The sequence below is a fragment of the Caballeronia sp. ATUFL_F1_KS4A genome (assembly GCF_023630905.1).
In the GTDB taxonomy this organism is placed as follows: domain Bacteria; phylum Pseudomonadota; class Gammaproteobacteria; order Burkholderiales; family Burkholderiaceae; genus Caballeronia; species Caballeronia zhejiangensis.
In genome coordinates this window covers 72203-88482 of sequence record NZ_JALQEB010000042.1, presented here as the reverse complement: position 1 = coordinate 88482, position 16280 = coordinate 72203, and the positions used below count along the sequence as shown (strand labels likewise).

Here is a 16280-nt window from a genome sequence, read left to right as displayed (position 1 = left end):
GCCCATCTGGACAGCCGCGACCGCGCGGCCCGTAAGGAGGTACCCGAAATGAGATCCCAACAGACAAAGCGTGCGACGTTCCTCGCGATCACGATGCTCACGTGCGCCAGCACCTTCGCCGCGACTGCCGCGACCGACGCCGATCCGCTCGCGTTCACGGTTCAGACGCCAACGGGCGGAACGTCACGCCTCATTTACGCCGATGACGACGGCTGGCGCCTCGACGATCGCGATGCGAACCTGAAGCCGACGGAAGCGCGCATCACGCAGGCGTCGACGGAACCGCAAAAGGAAGCGTCGGCGGGCGAGCGGCCGATGACCGTGTTCATCGACGGTCCAACGGGCTTCACTTACGTATGGATACGCGATCAGGGATGGAAGTACGTCGGCCGAATCTCAGGACGCAATCATTGATTCGCGCAGCGCTTGCCGGCATCGTCGGCGTTTGGCTGGTCGCCCATGCTCACGCAGCGGCCGCAGCCGACAACTCGCTGATCGATGCATGGCGGGCCGTGCGCGTCGCCGACTGCGCGCGCTGCCATGGCAAGGATCATGAAGGACTCGCCGCGCCGTCGATCGTCGGCTTTGCGCGCACGCAGAGCCGCGAGCGCTTCATCGCCGCGATTCTCGACGGCAATCCGCCGTTGGGTATGCCGGCCTATCGCGGCAACGCGCTGATCGAGAATCACATCGACGCGATCTATCGCTACTTCGCGGCGCGCGCCGACGGCAGCATTGCGGCAGGCGCGGTGCCGGCGCGTGAGTCAGACGAGTCAGCTGACGCACCTACACTTAAACAGCGCGCTATCACTCCAGGCGCGAACGGAGGTTGATCGTGAACTCCCCTCAATCCGCCGGCGACGGCGCCGGCTGGACCGACAAGCTCGATGACGCCGCCACGCTGGCGATGCTCGTCACGGCGATCGGCGCGCAGCAGACGAAGCTGGCCGCGAGCAAACACACGGGGCTGAACGGACAGGTCGATCGAGCGCAACATCAGAAGTCATTGCTCGGCGCTTTCGGAGTGCTTCGGATAGCTGATGATATTCCGGATGCCGCGCGATTCGGCCCCTTCGCGAAGCACCCGGCGACGTATCGCGCCGCATGCCGCATCTCCAACGGACAGCCGTGTCCGCAGCCGGACACGTCGCCGGACGTTCGCGGCATCGCGCTCAAGTTCTTCACGGAAGAGGGCGCGGAAACTGATCTGCTGATGACCAACGAAGGCGGTCGCTCACATGCGCGCGACGCCGCTCAGTTCATGGCGGTCGCCGATATCATCGTCGCGTTGCTTGCGGAAGGCACGGTGAGCGGGATCGCGCAGGGCTTGCGCGAGATGATGATGGCAAGACTCGGGCCCGTCGAGGGCGCGCGCATTCTGGCGATCCTTTTCAAGGAAACCAGAGTGCATCACGTCGACAGCCTGGCGACGGAGCATTACTGGGGATCGGTCGTGCAACTGGGGCAGGCGGCGATCAAGTATTCGCTGCATCCGCATCCGTCGACGTCCTCGGGGACGAACGCCGAGCGTCATGGCGACAACTATCTGCGCGCCGATATCTGCAATCGTCTGGAGCAAGGTCCGGTCAAGTGGCGACTCGGCGTGCAATTCTTCGTCGATGAAGAAACGACGCCCGTCAACGATGCATCCATCGCGTGGAAGTCGGATGTAGTGACCATCGGCGAACTCGAAATCGATGCACCGCCATCCGTCGACGACGAAGCGCGTATCGAACGGCTCGCGTTCAATCCGGCCAACGGCTTCGCGCCGCTCGGCATCACGCACGCACGCAAGGATGTCTACGCGGCGAGCGCCGCGAATCGCGAGGAGCGAGGTGTGCTGTCGAGCGAGGAAGCGAGAGCGTTGCTGGCAGCACGCTAGCGGACGAGCGTCGCGCGGCTGCGCAAGATCGCACGTCGCGCGTCGTTTTTCTCCGATAATGATGCCCATTTCAGAAGCGAGCGCTCGCGCCGGGCGCTGCATCGATATCGGAGTCCGCCATGCATCTTGCCGGCATGATCCTTCCGATCTTTGCCATCATTCTCACCGGATGGGTGGCGCGCGTGTCGGGCTACATGCCGCATGCGCTCGCGCCTTCCCTGATGCGCTTCGCTTATTACGTCGCGATGCCCGCGCTGGTCCTTCTGACCATCGCCGACGAGTCGCTTCGCTCGCTGCTCGAATGGCGCTTTCTCGCGGCGTTCGGCGGCGGCTCGATGATCTGCTTCGCCGCCGTGTTGCTCGTCGCGCGCATCGTGCGCGGCGCGAGTCTCGCATCCGCTGCGATGCTCGCCGCTGCCGTCGCGATGACCAACACCGGCTTCGCCGCGCTGCCGATCCTGAAGACGCTCTACGGCAAGCCCGGCGTGCTCGCGGCGGCGGTCGCGACGGTGTTCGTCGGCGCGATCATGTTTCCTGTGCTTGTCGTGCTGGTCGAGATCGGCCGGATGGATGCATCGCGCAAGATCGATGTCACCGCGCTCGTTCGGCAGATCGCGACCAATCCCGTCATTCTCGCGACGATTTGCGGACTGCTGTGGTCCGTCGTCGGACTGACGCTGCCGGTTCCTGTCGCATCGTTTCTCACGATACTCGGCGAAGCACTGACGCCATGCGCGCTCTTCGCGATCGGTCTCGATCTCACGCTCGACGAGTTGCGCGGACGCGTCAATCTCTACGCGCTGTTGACCGCGCTCAAGCTCGCGATCGTGCCGCTCGTCGTGTACGCGCTGTGCCTCGCGACAAGACTTGGTCACGACGCGACCATTGCCGCGGTCGTGTGCGCCGCCGTGCCGACCGCGAAAAGCGCATACGTGCTTGCTTCGGAATACGACGTCGAGAAGGGCGTGGTCGGCGCGGTCATCTCGATGACCACGCTCTTTTCGATCGTCACCTTGCTCGCGTGGCTCTACGTGCTCTAGTTGCGATCACACGTCGCCGAGTTCTTCGTCGACGTTGCGCTCTTCGTCATCGGGCGGCGAAATGCCGAGTGCCTTGTCCCATTGCGGCTCGCTCAGATAGCGCTCGCGCAGGAAGTCGACGAACGCTTTCACCTTGGTCGTCGAACGATGCGAAGTCGGATACACCGCGGACAGCCACAACGGCGGCGCAGCGTAATCGGGCAGCACGCGCACGAGACGGCGTTCGAGCAGATCGCTCGCGGCGACCATCGTCGGCAGATAGACGACGCCCGCGCCCGCGCGCGCGAACTCGAGCAGCAGATGCACGCTATTGGTTTTAAGCACCGCGTTGAGCGCGATCTCATAGCACTCGTTGCCCTTCATGAGCGGCCAGTTGTCGCCCCACGGATAGTGCGCGTAACGCGCGAAATCGTGACGCAGCAAATCGAGCGGCGTCTCGATCGCAGGCTCTTCCTTGAGATACGCGGGCGTCGCGCACAATACGCCGCGCACCGGAAAGAGCTTGCGCTCGACGAGCAGGTTCGACGCGGGCGGATAAATCTGCAGAGCGAGATCGAAGCCTTCCTGCACGGGATCGATCACGCGATCGTTCACCGTCACGACGAACTCGATGCGCGGATGCGCCTCGCGAAACGCGATCAGCGCCTGCGAAAAGTGTCCGAGCGCGAAGCCGGGCAAGACATGAACGTTGAGCGTGCCACAGAGCGATTGCGTTTCGGGAATCGCGCGTCCCGACAGCTCGTTCACTTTCGACACGAGCAGCAGGCAATCCTGATAGTAGGATTCGCCGACTTCCGAAAGCCGCACGGCACGCGTCGAGCGATGAAACAGCGCGACGCCGAAGTGCTCCTCGAGTTGCTTCACACGCGACGTGACAACCGATTTCGCCACGCCGAGCTGCCGCGCCGCGCTCGCGAAACTCTGCGCTTCGGCTGCGCGAACGAAGGCCTCCATCGACATGAAGAGGTCCATGCTTCCTCCTGGCTTATCCCGCGGCTTTTCTATAGCGCAATGGCGTAGTTCCGAGCCGTTTCGAAAAGAGCGCCGTCATGTGTTGCTGCGACGAAAATCCGCACGCGGCGGCGATATCGACAAGCGGCGCATCGTCCGCGCGCAACATGCGCGCAGCGGCGCCGATGCGCTTCTCCAGCACATAGCGATAGAGCGAATAACCGGTACGCGCCTTCACGCCATCGAAGACCGCGCGCACGGGCAGATCGAGCTCGGCGGCGATATCCGCGCAGGACAGGTTCTGATCGATGTTGTCGGCGACATAAGCTGCGAGCGTTGCGAATGTAGCGTCCGTCAGCGCCGATTTACGTTCGCGCGCGGCGCGTTCGAGATGACGCGTCGTTTCGATCCACGCGAGCGTAGCGACGCACTGCAGTTCCCACGGATCGATCTTGCCCGATCCGTCATGCGCTTTCTGACGCGCATAGCGCACGAGATGACGGATCGGATCGGCGTCGAGATTGCTGCGGCTGCCCGCGCGACGCAACGGTTCCGCGTTGCGATCGGCGATGCGGTCCACGAACGCATCGGCATATCGAAACGCGATGAAGCCATGCCGCACATCGTGCGCGTCGATACGCATGCTGCCGCCGCGCGGATGATACGCGGCCGTTTCCGCGCGAAACGTGAAGGGCGCGGCGGGGCCGTCGTCGTAACGCGTATCGGAGACGATCGTGCCGAGCAGCAGGCAGATCATGTCTGACGAATTGCTCAATTCCAGCGAATAAGGTCGCGGGCCCGAGATGCAGTATTCGAGTCCCGGAACGCCCGCGAGCTTGCTGAAGCGGTCGATGCGAGCGGGCGCTGCAATGGCGCTCATCGTTACGTCTCCTTTTCTCGCGGCTTTCGATGCCGCTGTCCACGCGAGTATAGATGCGAGCGCAAAGCTCTTGCACGCGCGATGGGTCGCCGTTTGCGAACGCCGCGTGCGTGCTTTGTGCGTGGTGTAAACCCGCATCCGCCGGAATCTGTAATTTCCGAAACCTGAAAGACCGATACGCCGCGCCTTCGTAACGTTCGCTCATACGACACGAACGACCGGAGACGACGATGCAAATGCGGCACCCGAAATCAAAGATACGACGACGTCACGCATGGGCGCTCGCCATGCTTGGCGCAACCTGCACGATGGCCCACGCGTCGGGCATTCCCTTCGCGACGGACCGTCCGCAAACGTGGCAGTTCAGCAGCGACTTCGAAGGCACTTATGATTCCTTCGGCCAGAACCTCGAATGGAATCACGACAGCCGCGCATTCGATTCACACGGCAATCAGGTCGCGGGTCCGGGCACGAACACCTTCGTCGGGCTATCGACGTTGATCCACTACTGGAAAGTGCCGTCGCTGCCGCATGTCGGCTTCAACGCGAGCATCACGGTGCCCGCGATCCGCACGCAGGGCTCGCAATTCTCGGCAAGCGGCATTGGCGATCCGCTCGTCGGCGGGCTCGTCTGGTACAACCCCGCGCCCGCGACGACGCTCGGCTTTCAGACCTATGTACAAGTGCCCGTCGGGCAGAACGCGGTATCGACGAATACGTGGTCGTTCTGGCCGTCAGTCTTCTATGACGACTGGTACGGACACCTGAACGTAGACCTCCTGCTCGGCGGCATTCTGCGCGGACGCACGCTGCGCTCGGGTCAGGACGATCTGAGCCCGGGCAACACGTTCCATCTGAATTTGCGTGTCGGCTACAGCATCTCGCCGCCCGACAACCCCTTCGCGATTCCTTTCGTCGGCCTCGACTATCAGACGAGCGGGGGCACCTTCAATCAGACGGCGGGGATGCCGCTTTCCAACAGCGCGAGCCGCGAAACGACCGTGGGACTCGGCGTGTTGTTCCAGTTCAAGCCGAATAGCCTGCCGTTCCTGCACCAGAAGATGTACGACCAGCTTTCGATCCAATACCAACACTCGGTTTCGGGCCGCAACACCACGCTCACCAACGGAATTCTCGTGCAGGCGTGGCACTACTGGTGAGCACATTCAAACGATGGAGACAAACATGAGTGAGACGAACAAGCTTTCTGCCGCATCGCGGCGCAGCTTCATCAAGGCCGCTGGCGCAGGAACGGCGGCGGCGGCGTTCGGCGCGGTGTCGCTCACGGCGCGCGCGGCGAGCGATGTCAAGTTCGACGCGGAGTATGACGTGGTCGTGTGCGGCGGCGGTGGCGGCGGATTGCCGTGCGCGCTGTTCTCGCGCTGGCTGGGAAACCGCGTCGTGATTCTCGAGAAGGCAGGCAGCGTAGGCGGCACGGCCGCGAAGGCCGCGTTCTGGTACTGGGTGCCGAACAACGAGCCGATGCGCCGCGCGGGCATCGCCGATCCGAAGCCTGATTACATGCGCTATGTCGCGCGTCTGTCGCGGCCCGAGCAATACGATCCGTCATTGCCGAAGCTCGGTCTGTCCGACTGGGAGTACGAGATGTGCGAGGCGATCTACGACAGCGGATCGCCGGCGGCGGAGTTGCTCGCGAGCAAGGGCGCGCTGCCGTATCGGCATGAAGGCGCGGTGCCGGATTACTGGGCCGAGTTGCCCGAAGACAAGGCGCCGCGCGGCCGCGTGCTGTTTCCTAAAGACGGCTTGCCGAGCATGTCGGACGGCGGCCGCGTCGCGATCCGCACGATGAGCGCGGCAGCACGCCGAGACGGCATCGACATCAAGACGGGTTATCGCGTGCAGAAAGTGCTCGTCGATGAAACGGGCGCGGTGATCGGCGTCGAATCGCTGACGGAAGAGGGCACGCTCTTTCGCGTGCGCGCAAAGAAGGCGGTGATCTTCGCGACCGGCGGCTTCACGCACGATCCCGAGTTGCGCAAGAACTTCCTGCACGGCGCGGTGTATGGCGGTTGTGCAGCGCCAACCAACGAAGGCGATTTCGTGCGGATTTCCAGCGCGCTCGACGTGCAGTTGCGCAACATGAACTACTCGTGGATGGCGCCGATCTCGCTCGACAAGGCCATCGCGAAGGATGGCTCGCTGTCCGGCATCTTCACGCCCACGGGCGATTCGATGCTCTACGTGAACAAGTACGGCAAGCGCGTCGTGAACGAGAAGCTCGCATACAACGAGGTCTGTGCGGCGTTCTCCGAATGGGACGGCGCGAAGGGCGAGTATCCGAATCTCGCGCTCGTTTCCATCTGGGATCAGCAGGCGCAGGAGCATTGCGCAAGCGATGACTACGGCAGCCTCATCGTTCCCAAGGGATCGAACGACCGGCACGTACTGCGCGGCAACACGCTTGCGGAACTGGTGGGCGCGATTCGCGAACGCATGGCGAAGTACCAGAGCGCGCTCGGTAGCGCCACGTTGAGCGACGACTTCGTGCGCAGTCTCGACGCGACGATCAAGCGTTTCAACGGCTTCGCGAAGACGGGCGTGGATCAGGACTTCCATCGCGGCGAGCGCGTCGTCGAGAAGCTTTTCAACGGACCCGTATCGAAGAAAGCCGATCAGAAGAACGAGACGATGTATCCGCTCTCGGCCAAAGGACCGTATTACGCGGCGCTCATCGTCGCAGGCAATCTCGATACCAAAGGCGGTCCGAAGACCAATTCGCATGGGCAAGTGCTCGATACGCGCGGCGAGCCGATCAAGGGTTTGTACGGCGTGGGCAATTGCGTGGCGTCGGCGTCCGCGCGTGCTTACTGGGCGGGCGGCGGCACGCTCGGACCGATCATCGCGTTCGCGTATCGCGCGGCGCAATCAGCCAATGGAGGTCAATCATGATTCGGATCGCTAACTTAATTGCGATATTCGCGCTCGCCAGTTCTGCGGCACATGCGCAGCAGGACAGCGTCGCGATCGGCAAGAAACTCACGACGAACAACTGCGCCGTGTGCCACACCTTCGGCAAGGGTGAACCCAACGGACAAGGGCCGAATCTCTTCGGCATCGTCGGCAAGCCGATGGCATCGGAGCCCGGATTCAAGTATTCGGCGGGCATGAAGGCGGCCGCGTCGGGCAAGGTCTGGGACGACAAGCTGCTCGACGCGTGGCTCACCGACACGCAAGCCGTCGCGCCCGGCAACGCGATGACCTATTTCGAAGGCGACGAAGCACGGCGGCAAAAAATCATCGCGTATCTGCGCACGCTGCATTGAATCCGACATCAGGAGACTAAAGCATGAACCCCATCACCATGAGCGACGAACAGCGCAAGACCATCGCGCTCGAATATCTGCGCAGGCTCGATCGCGGCGCAGGATTCTTCGATCTCTTCGACGATCACGCCGAAGTCTATTTCCCCAAATGGGGCATCGCGACAGGCCGCGCGGCCTTTGAACAACTCTTCGCGGACCTCGGCTCGATCGTCGCGAAGTTCAAGCACGATCTCGCGTATCTGAACGTGATCCAGCAGGGCGATACGGTGGTCATCGAAGGCACGAGTTACGGCACGACGCAAAGCGGCGTCGACTGGCGCGCGGGCGTCACGCACGCGGGCCGCTGGATCGATGTCTTCGAGATCCGCGACTTCAAGATCCAGCGCTGCTTCATCTATCTCGACCCGGATTACGAAAGCGCGGACACGCAGCGCTATCCGTGGCTCGCGGATAAAAACGCGCAAAAGTAAGTACTTTCCCTAGGGCTGCGATCGAGCACGCATCGTTCGGCAAACGCGAACCTCGATTCATTGCCTCGCAGCCCTCGCCGCCCTAATCTTGATTCCAGCGCGACACCGCGAACGTGACCGCGGACATGGAGACAGACATGCAACAGACCCGACTCGGCAGCCTCGATAACTATCGCAAAGGCAATATCGAAATCATCAAGGGACAGGCATCGCATTACGTGATGTCCAACGTGTTCGACGTGGCGAGCCAATCCGCGCCGTACGAAAAAGTGGTCGTCGGCAAGAACCTCAAGTACGTGATCGAAACGCTGCGCGCGGAAGGCGTGTCGGCGTGGTTCACGGCATCGCACGATGAATTCGTCGTCGCGCTCGATGGCGAGATCGACGTGCACTTCATCAAGCCTTCAGATGGCGCGCTCGTAAGCGCCGATATCGAAGGCTCGGTGAAACTCGAAGGCGAACCCTCAGGCCAGAAGATGGGCTTCGTGCGCTTGCGTCGCGGACATCAGGCGCTGCTGCCTGCGGGCGTGGCGTATCGCTTCGAAGCGAGAAAGACCGGCGTGCTGCTCGTGCAGACGATTGCCGGCGCGGAATCGGTCGAGAAATGGGCCGACATCTGCATCCAGTAACGCCGCCGCGAACTTTCATCTTTCGGAGCAAAAACATCATGGATCAAGCCATTTTTCTGCAAAGCGTCGTCGCCACCGACCCCGATGCGTCCACCGGCTATCGCACGTTCAAGCTCGGCGAGTTCGAGTTCAGCCGCGACGCGTATTTCGTCACCGTGAAGTGGCCGGCAGAAGGACAGACGCGCTCGCATCAGATGCACGCCGACGACTTCCTGCGCGCGATGATGCGCGACGTCGCGTGGGGTTTCTTCTACGGCTGGGTCAATTTCGATGAAGTGATCGGCACGCGCAATCACTACGGCAAGGTCGACATGTATGCCGGCGCGTACAACGCGAGCTTCCGCGAAGCGGGCGTCGATTACACGCAGCAATTCGAAACGCCGATCATCATGGCGACGTTCAAGGCAATCCTGAAGGACTGGGTGAACGAAGGCTTCGATCCGTTCGCGGCACCCGAGGAAACCGGCTCGGCATTCGGCGCCAAGCACGGCGACAACATCGCGGCGATCGACCGCACGCGCATCGCGACGAAGCGCATGCCGGGCCTCGAAGGCGATTCGCCGTTGCGCGACGACTTCCCGGTGAATCGCCAGTTCGCGGATGTATCGCAAGACGAGCCGGAGATTCACGCGGAGCCTGAATTCGAAGGGCAATTGCACGCGTTCAGCCTCTTCAAGTATCTGTCGCGTTCGGACGTGACGTGGAATCCATCGGTCACGTCCGTGTGCAAGCAAAGCCTCTTTTGCCCGACGACCGAGGAATTCGTGCTGCCGGTTTTTCACGGCAACGATCGCGTCGAGTGGTTCCTGCAACTGTCGGATCAGATCATCTGGGATGTGGCCGACAAGGACACCGGCGAGCCGCGCGCGCGCATCACGATGAACGCCGGCGATATCGCCGCGATGCCCGCCGACATCCGCCACAAGGGTTATTCGCAGAAACGCTCGATGCTTCTCGTCTGGGAGAACGCGACGCCCGATCTGCCGAGGCGCTACGAAAGCGGCGAACTGCCGCCGTATCCGGTCGCGTTCTAAGCCGCCTACGGTTTCCCTTCGACAAGAACGATGCCTTGAAAAAGGCGTCGCGGGGAACGCTTCGTCTTCAATCTTCGACACGAGCAAGACATGCAAACGCAACTCTTCATCGACGGCCGCTTCGTGGCCGCCCTGTCCGGCGAAACGCTCGCGACACTGAATCCGCACGACAACAGCGAGATCGCGCAAGTCTCGATGGCCGGCCGCGAGGATGTCGATCGCGCGGTTCAAGCCGCAAAAAAGGCATTCCCGGCGTGGAGCGCGATGGCGGCGGCGGATCGCGGACGCCTGCTCCTGAAACTCGCCGACGCTATCGAAGCGAACGCCGATGAACTCGCGCGCCTCGAATCGATGGACACCGGCCATCCGATTCGCGATACGCGCAATCTCGACGTGCCGCGCACGGCCGCGACGTTCCGCTATTTCGGCGGCATGGCCGACAAGTTCGAAGGCTCGGTGATTCCTGTCGAAGCCGGCTTTCTCAACTATCTGACGCGCGAACCGGTCGGCATTGTCGGACAAGTGGTGCCGTGGAATTTTCCGCTGATGTTCACGAGCTGGAAGATGGCGCCCGCGCTCGCGGCGGGCAATTGCGTCGTGATGAAGCCCGCCGAACTCACGCCCTTGTCGAGCCTCGCGATCGCGCATTTGATGGCCGAGGTCGGCTTTCCGGCGGGCGTCGTGAACGTGCTGCCGGGTCTCGGTCACGTCGCGGGTCAATACATCGCGGAGCACCCCGAGATCGGCAAGGTGGCGTTCACCGGATCGACGGCGGTGGGCCGCAAGATCGTGCAGGCATCGAGCGGCAATCTGAAGAAAGTGCAGCTCGAACTCGGCGGCAAAGGGGCGAACGTCGTGTTCGGCGACGCGAATCTCAATGCTGTCGTGCAAGGTTCCGCGTTCGGCATCTTTCATAATCAAGGGCAGGCGTGCATTGCGGCGTCGCGGCTGATCGTGCACGAATCCATCGCCGATGACTTGCTCGAACGCTTCACGTCGCTCGCGCGCTCGATCCGCATCGGCGATCCGCTCGATCCGTCTACGGAAATGGGTCCGCTCACATCGCAGATGCATCGCGATCGCGTGCTTTCGTATGTCGATGTCGCGCGGGAGCAGGGCGGTCGCGTGCTCGCGGGCGGCAAGTCGCCGGACGCCGCGGGGCTCGCGAAAGGCTGCTATGTCGAACCGACCATCGTGCAGGCGAAGCCGACCGATCGCGTCGCGCAGGAGGAAGTCTTCGGCCCGTTCGTCACCGTCAGCACGTTCAAATCGGATGAAGAAGGACTGGCGATTGCCAACGGCACCGAATACGGCCTGGGCGCGGGACTCTGGACGCGCGATCTGCAACGCGCGCATCTCTTCGCGCGGCAACTGAAGAGCGGCATGGTGTGGATCAACTGCTACAAGCGCGTGAGTCCGGGATCGCCTTTCGGTGGCGTCGGCGCGAGCGGATACGGACGCGAGATGGGCTTCGAAGTGATGCGCGAATATACTCAGGCAAAGTCGGTGTGGGTGAATGTCGACGCCAATATTCCGCCTTACTATCCACGTTGAGCGCACCCGAAATCATGCAATCGTTCGTTTATCAGGGCATGCCGTCGCGCGTCGTGTTCGGTGCGGGAAGCATCGAACACGTCGAACGCGAGATCGAACGTCTGGGCGCAAGGCGCGCGCTCATTCTCTCGACGCCTCCGCAACGCGATCAGGCCGAAGCGCTCGCCGAACGCATCGGACATCGCGCGGCGGGCGTGTTCGCCGAAGCGGTGATGCACGTTCCCGTCGAAACGGCGCGCGCGGCGCGGGAGTATGCGGAGCGCATCGGCGCGGATTGCGCGATCGCCATCGGCGGCGGCTCAACGACCGGTCTCGGCAAGGCGATCGCGTTGACATCGTCATTGCCGATACTCGCCGTGCCGACCACTTACGCAGGCTCGGAAATGACGCCGATCTACGGCCTCACCGAAGCCGGCTCGAAGAGGACCGGCCGCGACATGCGCGTGCTGCCGAAGACCGTGATCTACGATCCGCAACTCACGGTCTCGCTGCCCGCGTCGCTTTCGGTGACGAGCGGCATCAACGCGATCGCGCACGCTGCCGAAGGACTGTACGCGCAGGACGCGAATCCCATCGTGAGCCTGATGGCCGAAGAAGGCATTCGCGCGCTCGCGCAAGGCATCGGCAAGGTCGTCCGGAATCCTGAGGATATGAATGCGCGCAGCGATTGTCTCTACGGCGCGTGGCTGTGCGGCGTGGTGCTCGGAAGCGTAGGCATGTCGTTGCATCACAAGCTGTGTCATACGCTCGGCGGTACGTTCAATCTGCCGCACGCGGAAACGCATACCATCGTGCTGCCGCACGCGCTCGCCTATAACCGCGATGCCGCGCCCGGCGCGATGAAGCGCATCGCTCGCGCATTGAACGCCGACGATGCCGCGCAAGGCACATTCGAACTCGCACGAACGAACGGCGCGCCGACCGCGCTCAAGGACATCGGCATGAAGGAGAGCGATATCGACATCGCCGTCGATATCGCGTTGAAAAGCCCGTACTGGAATCCGCGTCCGGTCGAACGCGCGCCGCTGCGTGCGCTGATCGAAGCGGCCTACGAAGGACGACGACCATGAACGAACACCTCACGCAATCCGTCGCCGACGCCTTCGGCCAATGCGCCGATACGCGCACGAAGGAGATCGTCGTCGCGCTGGTGCGTCATCTGCATGCGTTCGCGCGCGAAGTGAACCTCACGCACGACGAATGGCGACGCGGCATCGAGTTCCTGACGGCGACGGGCAAGAAGTGCGACGGCATCCGGCAGGAGTTCATTCTGCTGTCGGATACGCTGGGGCTTTCCATCGTGCTCGACGACATCAATCAGCATCACGATGAAGCCGCGACCGAGAGCAGTCTGCTCGGCCCGTTCTATCGCGATGGCGTGAAGGAATCGGCGTTCGGCGCGAACATCGCGCAAAGCGATGGCGAGCCGGTGTTCTTTCATGGCACGGTCGGCGACGTGAACGGCAAGCCCGTCGCCGATGCGCTGATCGAAGTCTGGCAAACCGCGCCGAACGGCATGTACGAAGGGCAAGACCCGGATCAGCCGGAAGGCAATCTGCGCGGGCGCTTCCGCACGAATGCCGACGGCGCGTACGCGTTCCATTCGATCAAGCCGACGAGCTATCCGATTCCGACCGATGGTCCCGTCGGCCAGATGCTCGTCGCTACGGGACGTCATCCGATGCGTCCCGCGCACATCCATTTTCGTATCGACGCACCCGGCTACGAGCCGCTGACAACCGCGCTCTACTCGTCCGACGATCCGTATGTGAACTCCGATGCAGTGTTCGGCGTGAAGCGCTCGCTCGTCATCGAGTATGTGGCGAAGGAGGGCGGTTACGAGGTGGCGCGCGATTTCACGCTGCTCGTGAAGGAGCCCGCGTGAACGTTCTTTGCGCGCTCGACGACATTCCCGATGGCGGCGGCTTCGAAGCCGCGCCATCGGTTCTCGTTCTGCGACGCGGCGGCGATGCGTGGGCGTATCGCAACGTTTGCCCGCATTTCTCGATACCGCTCAACTACGAGCCCGACGCGTTCTGGACCTATGAAGGCGCGCTGCTGATGTGCGCGCATCACAGCGCGATGTTTCGCTTCGAAGACGGCGTGTGCGTCGATGGTCCATGCCTTGGCGCGAGCCTCAGGCACATACCCATCCGCATCGACAATGGCCGCGTGCTGATCGAAGGCGAAAGCATCACATAGGATGCGCCGCGACGAAATTCTTGTATGCGGTATAGGCGTCCTTCTGCGTGTGGCCGTCGTTCTCAAGCAAGCCGTATGCGCCGCCGCCCGGAAGACCCGCCGGATCGTCATAGAGTTGGTACGTCTGAACCGATTCGATGCCGTAGGTCGATGCGAGCGCGACGAACTGCGCCAACATCTTGTTGCCGACGAGATATGCCGCGATCTGCTGATCGGTGCCGAAGTTCGGGCGCACGCCGGCCTCGTTGATCCAGATCGGCTTGCCGAGCGCCTGAAGCGCCGCGAGCACGTTGTGACAGCCCGTGCCGCCGCACGCGTTGGTGATGTCGTTCATGTCCGAGTACCAGTGCCACGCGGTGATGTCCCAATTCACGACCTCATGCCCCGTGCTGCCATCCGGCTCCGTGCCGGCCGCGAGCATTTGCGCGAAGCCGTAGTGCAGCCAGGTGCCGCCGCCCAGAATGATCTTCCCCGACGTATCGACCGACTTGATGCCCGCGATCATCCCGCGAATGACGCCGCGCAGGATCCTGAACTTGACGGCATCGTATTGCGACGGAAACACGCCATCGACATTGCCGAGCAGCAGCGCCGATTCCATCTCGTTCGTGACCTCGTAGTACGCATAGCGGCGCGAACTCGCCGTCTGTTGGCCGAGCGCGAAACCGGCGTTGTAGCCGTCGGTTTCGTTGATGAACGTGGCGATGTCCATCAGGATCACCGGATACACGGTGACGCCGCCTGCCGCCATGATGTCGGCGATGCCCGCGAGCTTGTTCGCGGTGCCCTGGCTATAGACCTCGTTGCGATACAGCTTCGCGCCGAGATCCTGCAATTGCGAAAGCTGCAGCGCGGGGCTGGAGATATCGTAGGCGCCGCCTTCATTGTTGTGACCGTTCACGCCGTAGAAGAGTCGCGCGGACGGCGTCGGCGTCGGCGTCGTGGTGCCTGTGTTGCCGGTGCTCGAGTTATCGGTGCTCGTGCTATCCGTGCTCGACGCGGGAGCGGGCGCGCTGGCCGTGGGCGAAGATGTGCCGCTCGACGCGGCGTCGTCGGAGGTGTCGCTCGCGGTGGCGGGCGGGCTCGTCGTGAGCTTGGTCGTCCCCGTGCCCGATGGCGATGTATCCGATCCCGTCACGCTCGCGGAAGAAGCCGACGCGCTGCCGCTCTGCGCGGCGCTACTCGATGATGCGTTGTCGCTGCTGCCGCCACCGCCGCCGCCGCATGCGGCGACCAACACGCTCACCGCTGCAACGAGCGCGATAGACTTGAATCGGATGAAGCGGAAGGCCGGAGCGAAGTTCGTCATTTCAATACGGATTACTAAGTGGCTGACATCCATCTCCACGAAGTAGGCGTACGTTGCGCGAGTCGTCCGGACGAACGCGGACGGACCGGTAACGGACCTTCGTCCCGCGTCGGACGCAGGAACGGTGGAATGCTTGTCGATTAACCCCGGTGAGCCGTCCGGAAGAGGGCGCTGCCGGACACGTGGGGCGAAGAGGAGACCGCGTCGAAGCCGGTCTCAATAGGGTTTACGGCAGGGATGAACGGGACTTGAACGAATTTCGTCCGATGCAAACGTTACGACGCGAAAGATCGGGAAAACTTACCCGGAGAGGGGACGGTCCGGTTCGAGCGCCGCGCCGCCGAGGATGGACGTGGCGTCGGCGCGTGCGTTGTCGAGCTGCACGACGCTCGCCTGACGCGCCGCGAGCGCATCGCGGTTCGCGATCGCGGTGAAGATCGCCTTGTGACGCGGTAGTGACAGCGCGTGCGTATTCGGGTGGCGGCTCGTGAGCTTGATCGACTCGCTGAGCGCGAGCGACAGCATGTTGCCGATATACGCGAGCATGTCGTTGTGCGTGGCCGCCATGATCGAGCGATGAAACTCGAGGTCCGGAACGAGCAGATCGGCGGCGGTCTGCGCACCTTCCATGCGCTCATACGCAGCGCCGATGCGCGCGATGTCGTCATCCGTCGCGGAGATGGCCGCGAGCGCGGCAGCGGCCGGTTCGATGATCTGGCGGACTGTCATCAGCGAGCGGAAGAACTCGCCTTCGGGAAGATGGCTGATGGTCCAGACGAGCACGTCGGGGTCGAGCATGTGCCATTCGTCGCGCGCGCGCACGACGCTGCCCACGCGCGGCTTCGATACGACGAGCCCCTTCGCGACGAGCACGCGCGTCGCTTCGCGCAGCACGGGACGGCTCACGCCGTAGCTTTCGCAGAGCGTGGGCTCGGCGGGCAGACGCTCGCCCGGCGCAATGCGCCCGCTGACGATCTGCATGCCGAGCTCCTGCACGATGCGTCCGTGCATGCTCTTGCGTTGCTTGGGGTTGCGGTAATCCATG

General features: G+C 62.9%; 19 protein-coding genes. 15 read left to right on the top strand and 4 right to left on the bottom strand.

Going from position 1 to position 16280, the window contains the following annotated elements:
- Window positions 1-48: 48 nt before the first annotated feature.
- The 4 genes from NCS03_RS28640 (at window position 49) to NCS03_RS28625 (ending at window position 2922) form a co-directional block, all read left to right on the top strand.
- Window positions 49-414: a hypothetical protein gene (locus NCS03_RS28640; protein ID WP_250441626.1), complete on the top strand. Its 366-nt coding sequence runs from the start codon at window positions 49-51 to the stop codon at window positions 412-414.
- Complete coding sequence (locus tag NCS03_RS28635; protein ID WP_250530311.1) at window positions 357-833, top strand: c-type cytochrome; 477 nt, start codon at window positions 357-359, stop codon at window positions 831-833. The genes NCS03_RS28640 and NCS03_RS28635 overlap by 58 nt, the downstream gene beginning before the upstream one ends.
- A gap of 2 nt (window positions 834-835) precedes the next feature.
- Entirely contained in the window at window positions 836-1882 is a 1047-nt protein-coding gene (locus NCS03_RS28630) for a catalase (RefSeq protein ID WP_250530310.1), read from the top strand.
- Window positions 1883-2001: 119 nt separating this feature from the next.
- Entirely contained in the window at window positions 2002-2922 is a 921-nt protein-coding gene (locus tag NCS03_RS28625) for an AEC family transporter (protein ID WP_250530309.1), read from the top strand.
- A gap of 6 nt (window positions 2923-2928) precedes the next feature.
- On the opposite strand, the gene NCS03_RS28620 is transcribed toward NCS03_RS28625, so the two are convergent.
- Window positions 2929-3894 carry a LysR family transcriptional regulator gene (locus NCS03_RS28620; RefSeq protein ID WP_008346131.1) on the bottom strand — a complete coding sequence of 322 codons (966 nt, stop codon included), beginning with the start codon at window positions 3892-3894 and terminating at the stop codon, window positions 2929-2931.
- A gap of 13 nt (window positions 3895-3907) precedes the next feature.
- Window positions 3908-4753, bottom strand: a complete 846-nt coding sequence (locus NCS03_RS28615) for a helix-turn-helix domain-containing protein (protein WP_250437530.1) — start codon at window positions 4751-4753, stop codon at window positions 3908-3910.
- A gap of 287 nt (window positions 4754-5040) precedes the next feature.
- On the opposite strand from NCS03_RS28615, the gene NCS03_RS28610 reads away from it, so the two are divergent.
- The 10 genes from NCS03_RS28610 to NCS03_RS28565 all read left to right on the top strand — a co-directional run bounded on the left by NCS03_RS28610 (window position 5041) and on the right by NCS03_RS28565 (window position 13926).
- Window positions 5041-5913 (top strand): transporter, encoded by an 873-nt coding sequence (locus NCS03_RS28610; protein WP_250437529.1) that lies wholly within the window; start codon window positions 5041-5043, stop codon window positions 5911-5913.
- Between the two features lie 25 nt (window positions 5914-5938).
- A complete protein-coding gene (locus NCS03_RS28605) occupies window positions 5939-7663 on the top strand; it encodes an FAD-dependent oxidoreductase (RefSeq protein WP_250530308.1) in 1725 nt (574 codons plus the stop codon).
- Window positions 7660-8037, top strand: coding sequence for a c-type cytochrome (locus tag NCS03_RS28600; protein WP_250530307.1), 378 nt, complete (start codon window positions 7660-7662; stop codon window positions 8035-8037). The genes NCS03_RS28605 and NCS03_RS28600 overlap by 4 nt, the downstream gene beginning before the upstream one ends.
- A 23-nt stretch (window positions 8038-8060) precedes the next feature.
- Window positions 8061-8507 carry a nuclear transport factor 2 family protein gene (locus NCS03_RS28595; protein ID WP_250522401.1) on the top strand — a complete coding sequence of 149 codons (447 nt, stop codon included), beginning with the start codon at window positions 8061-8063 and terminating at the stop codon, window positions 8505-8507.
- 137 nt (window positions 8508-8644) lie between these two features.
- On the top strand, window positions 8645-9136 hold the full coding sequence (locus NCS03_RS28590) for a cupin domain-containing protein (RefSeq protein WP_250530306.1): 492 nt from the start codon (window positions 8645-8647) through the stop codon (window positions 9134-9136).
- A gap of 38 nt (window positions 9137-9174) precedes the next feature.
- Complete coding sequence (locus NCS03_RS28585) at window positions 9175-10170, top strand: hypothetical protein (protein WP_033536888.1); 996 nt, start codon at window positions 9175-9177, stop codon at window positions 10168-10170.
- Window positions 10171-10260: 90 nt separating this feature from the next.
- Entirely contained in the window at window positions 10261-11724 is a 1464-nt protein-coding gene (locus NCS03_RS28580) for an aldehyde dehydrogenase family protein (protein ID WP_250530305.1), read from the top strand.
- A 14-nt stretch (window positions 11725-11738) separates the two neighbouring features.
- On the top strand, window positions 11739-12794 hold the full coding sequence (locus NCS03_RS28575) for a maleylacetate reductase (RefSeq protein ID WP_250530304.1): 1056 nt from the start codon (window positions 11739-11741) through the stop codon (window positions 12792-12794).
- Window positions 12791-13609, top strand: a complete 819-nt coding sequence (locus tag NCS03_RS28570; protein ID WP_250530303.1) for an intradiol ring-cleavage dioxygenase — start codon at window positions 12791-12793, stop codon at window positions 13607-13609. The genes NCS03_RS28575 and NCS03_RS28570 overlap by 4 nt, the downstream gene beginning before the upstream one ends.
- Window positions 13606-13926: a Rieske (2Fe-2S) protein gene (locus tag NCS03_RS28565; RefSeq protein WP_008346109.1), complete on the top strand. Its 321-nt coding sequence runs from the start codon at window positions 13606-13608 to the stop codon at window positions 13924-13926. Before NCS03_RS28570 ends, NCS03_RS28565 begins: the two co-directional genes overlap by 4 nt.
- Here NCS03_RS28565 and NCS03_RS28560 read toward each other — a convergent pair.
- Window positions 13919-14827, bottom strand: coding sequence for a lipopolysaccharide biosynthesis protein (locus tag NCS03_RS28560; protein ID WP_350029378.1), 909 nt, complete (start codon window positions 14825-14827; stop codon window positions 13919-13921). The two genes, NCS03_RS28565 and NCS03_RS28560, sit on opposite strands and share 8 nt — an antisense overlap.
- A gap of 40 nt (window positions 14828-14867) precedes the next feature.
- Here NCS03_RS28560 and NCS03_RS31300 point away from each other — a divergent pair, with 40 nt between their 5' ends.
- Complete coding sequence (locus NCS03_RS31300) at window positions 14868-15281, top strand: hypothetical protein (RefSeq protein ID WP_350029377.1); 414 nt, start codon at window positions 14868-14870, stop codon at window positions 15279-15281.
- A gap of 254 nt (window positions 15282-15535) precedes the next feature.
- On the opposite strand, the gene NCS03_RS28555 is transcribed toward NCS03_RS31300, so the two are convergent.
- Complete coding sequence (locus tag NCS03_RS28555; protein WP_008346102.1) at window positions 15536-16279, bottom strand: FadR/GntR family transcriptional regulator; 744 nt, start codon at window positions 16277-16279, stop codon at window positions 15536-15538.
- Window position 16280: the final 1 nt, after the last annotated feature.

Excerpts from the sequence above, each read along its gene's own strand:
- NCS03_RS28640 (WP_250441626.1), top strand. The coding sequence starts at position 49 with ATGAGATCCCAACAGACAAAGCGTGCGACGTTCCTCGCGATCACGATG.
- NCS03_RS28635 (WP_250530311.1), top strand. The coding sequence starts at position 357 with ATGGATACGCGATCAGGGATGGAAGTACGTCGGCCGAATCTCAGGACG.
- NCS03_RS28625 (WP_250530309.1), top strand. The coding sequence starts at position 2,002 with ATGCATCTTGCCGGCATGATCCTTCCGATCTTTGCCATCATTCTCACC.
- NCS03_RS28620 (WP_008346131.1), bottom strand. The coding sequence starts at position 3,894 with ATGGACCTCTTCATGTCGATGGAGGCCTTCGTTCGCGCAGCCGAAGCG.
- NCS03_RS28615 (WP_250437530.1), bottom strand. The coding sequence starts at position 4,753 with ATGAGCGCCATTGCAGCGCCCGCTCGCATCGACCGCTTCAGCAAGCTC.
- NCS03_RS28610 (WP_250437529.1), top strand. The coding sequence starts at position 5,041 with ATGCTTGGCGCAACCTGCACGATGGCCCACGCGTCGGGCATTCCCTTC.
- NCS03_RS28605 (WP_250530308.1), top strand. The coding sequence starts at position 5,939 with ATGAGTGAGACGAACAAGCTTTCTGCCGCATCGCGGCGCAGCTTCATC.
- NCS03_RS28600 (WP_250530307.1), top strand. The coding sequence starts at position 7,660 with ATGATTCGGATCGCTAACTTAATTGCGATATTCGCGCTCGCCAGTTCT.
- NCS03_RS28595 (WP_250522401.1), top strand. The coding sequence starts at position 8,061 with ATGAACCCCATCACCATGAGCGACGAACAGCGCAAGACCATCGCGCTC.
- NCS03_RS28590 (WP_250530306.1), top strand. The coding sequence starts at position 8,645 with ATGCAACAGACCCGACTCGGCAGCCTCGATAACTATCGCAAAGGCAAT.
- NCS03_RS28585 (WP_033536888.1), top strand. The coding sequence starts at position 9,175 with ATGGATCAAGCCATTTTTCTGCAAAGCGTCGTCGCCACCGACCCCGAT.
- NCS03_RS28580 (WP_250530305.1), top strand. The coding sequence starts at position 10,261 with ATGCAAACGCAACTCTTCATCGACGGCCGCTTCGTGGCCGCCCTGTCC.
- NCS03_RS28575 (WP_250530304.1), top strand. The coding sequence starts at position 11,739 with ATGCAATCGTTCGTTTATCAGGGCATGCCGTCGCGCGTCGTGTTCGGT.
- NCS03_RS28570 (WP_250530303.1), top strand. The coding sequence starts at position 12,791 with ATGAACGAACACCTCACGCAATCCGTCGCCGACGCCTTCGGCCAATGC.
- NCS03_RS28555 (WP_008346102.1), bottom strand. The coding sequence starts at position 16,279 with ATGGATTACCGCAACCCCAAGCAACGCAAGAGCATGCACGGACGCATC.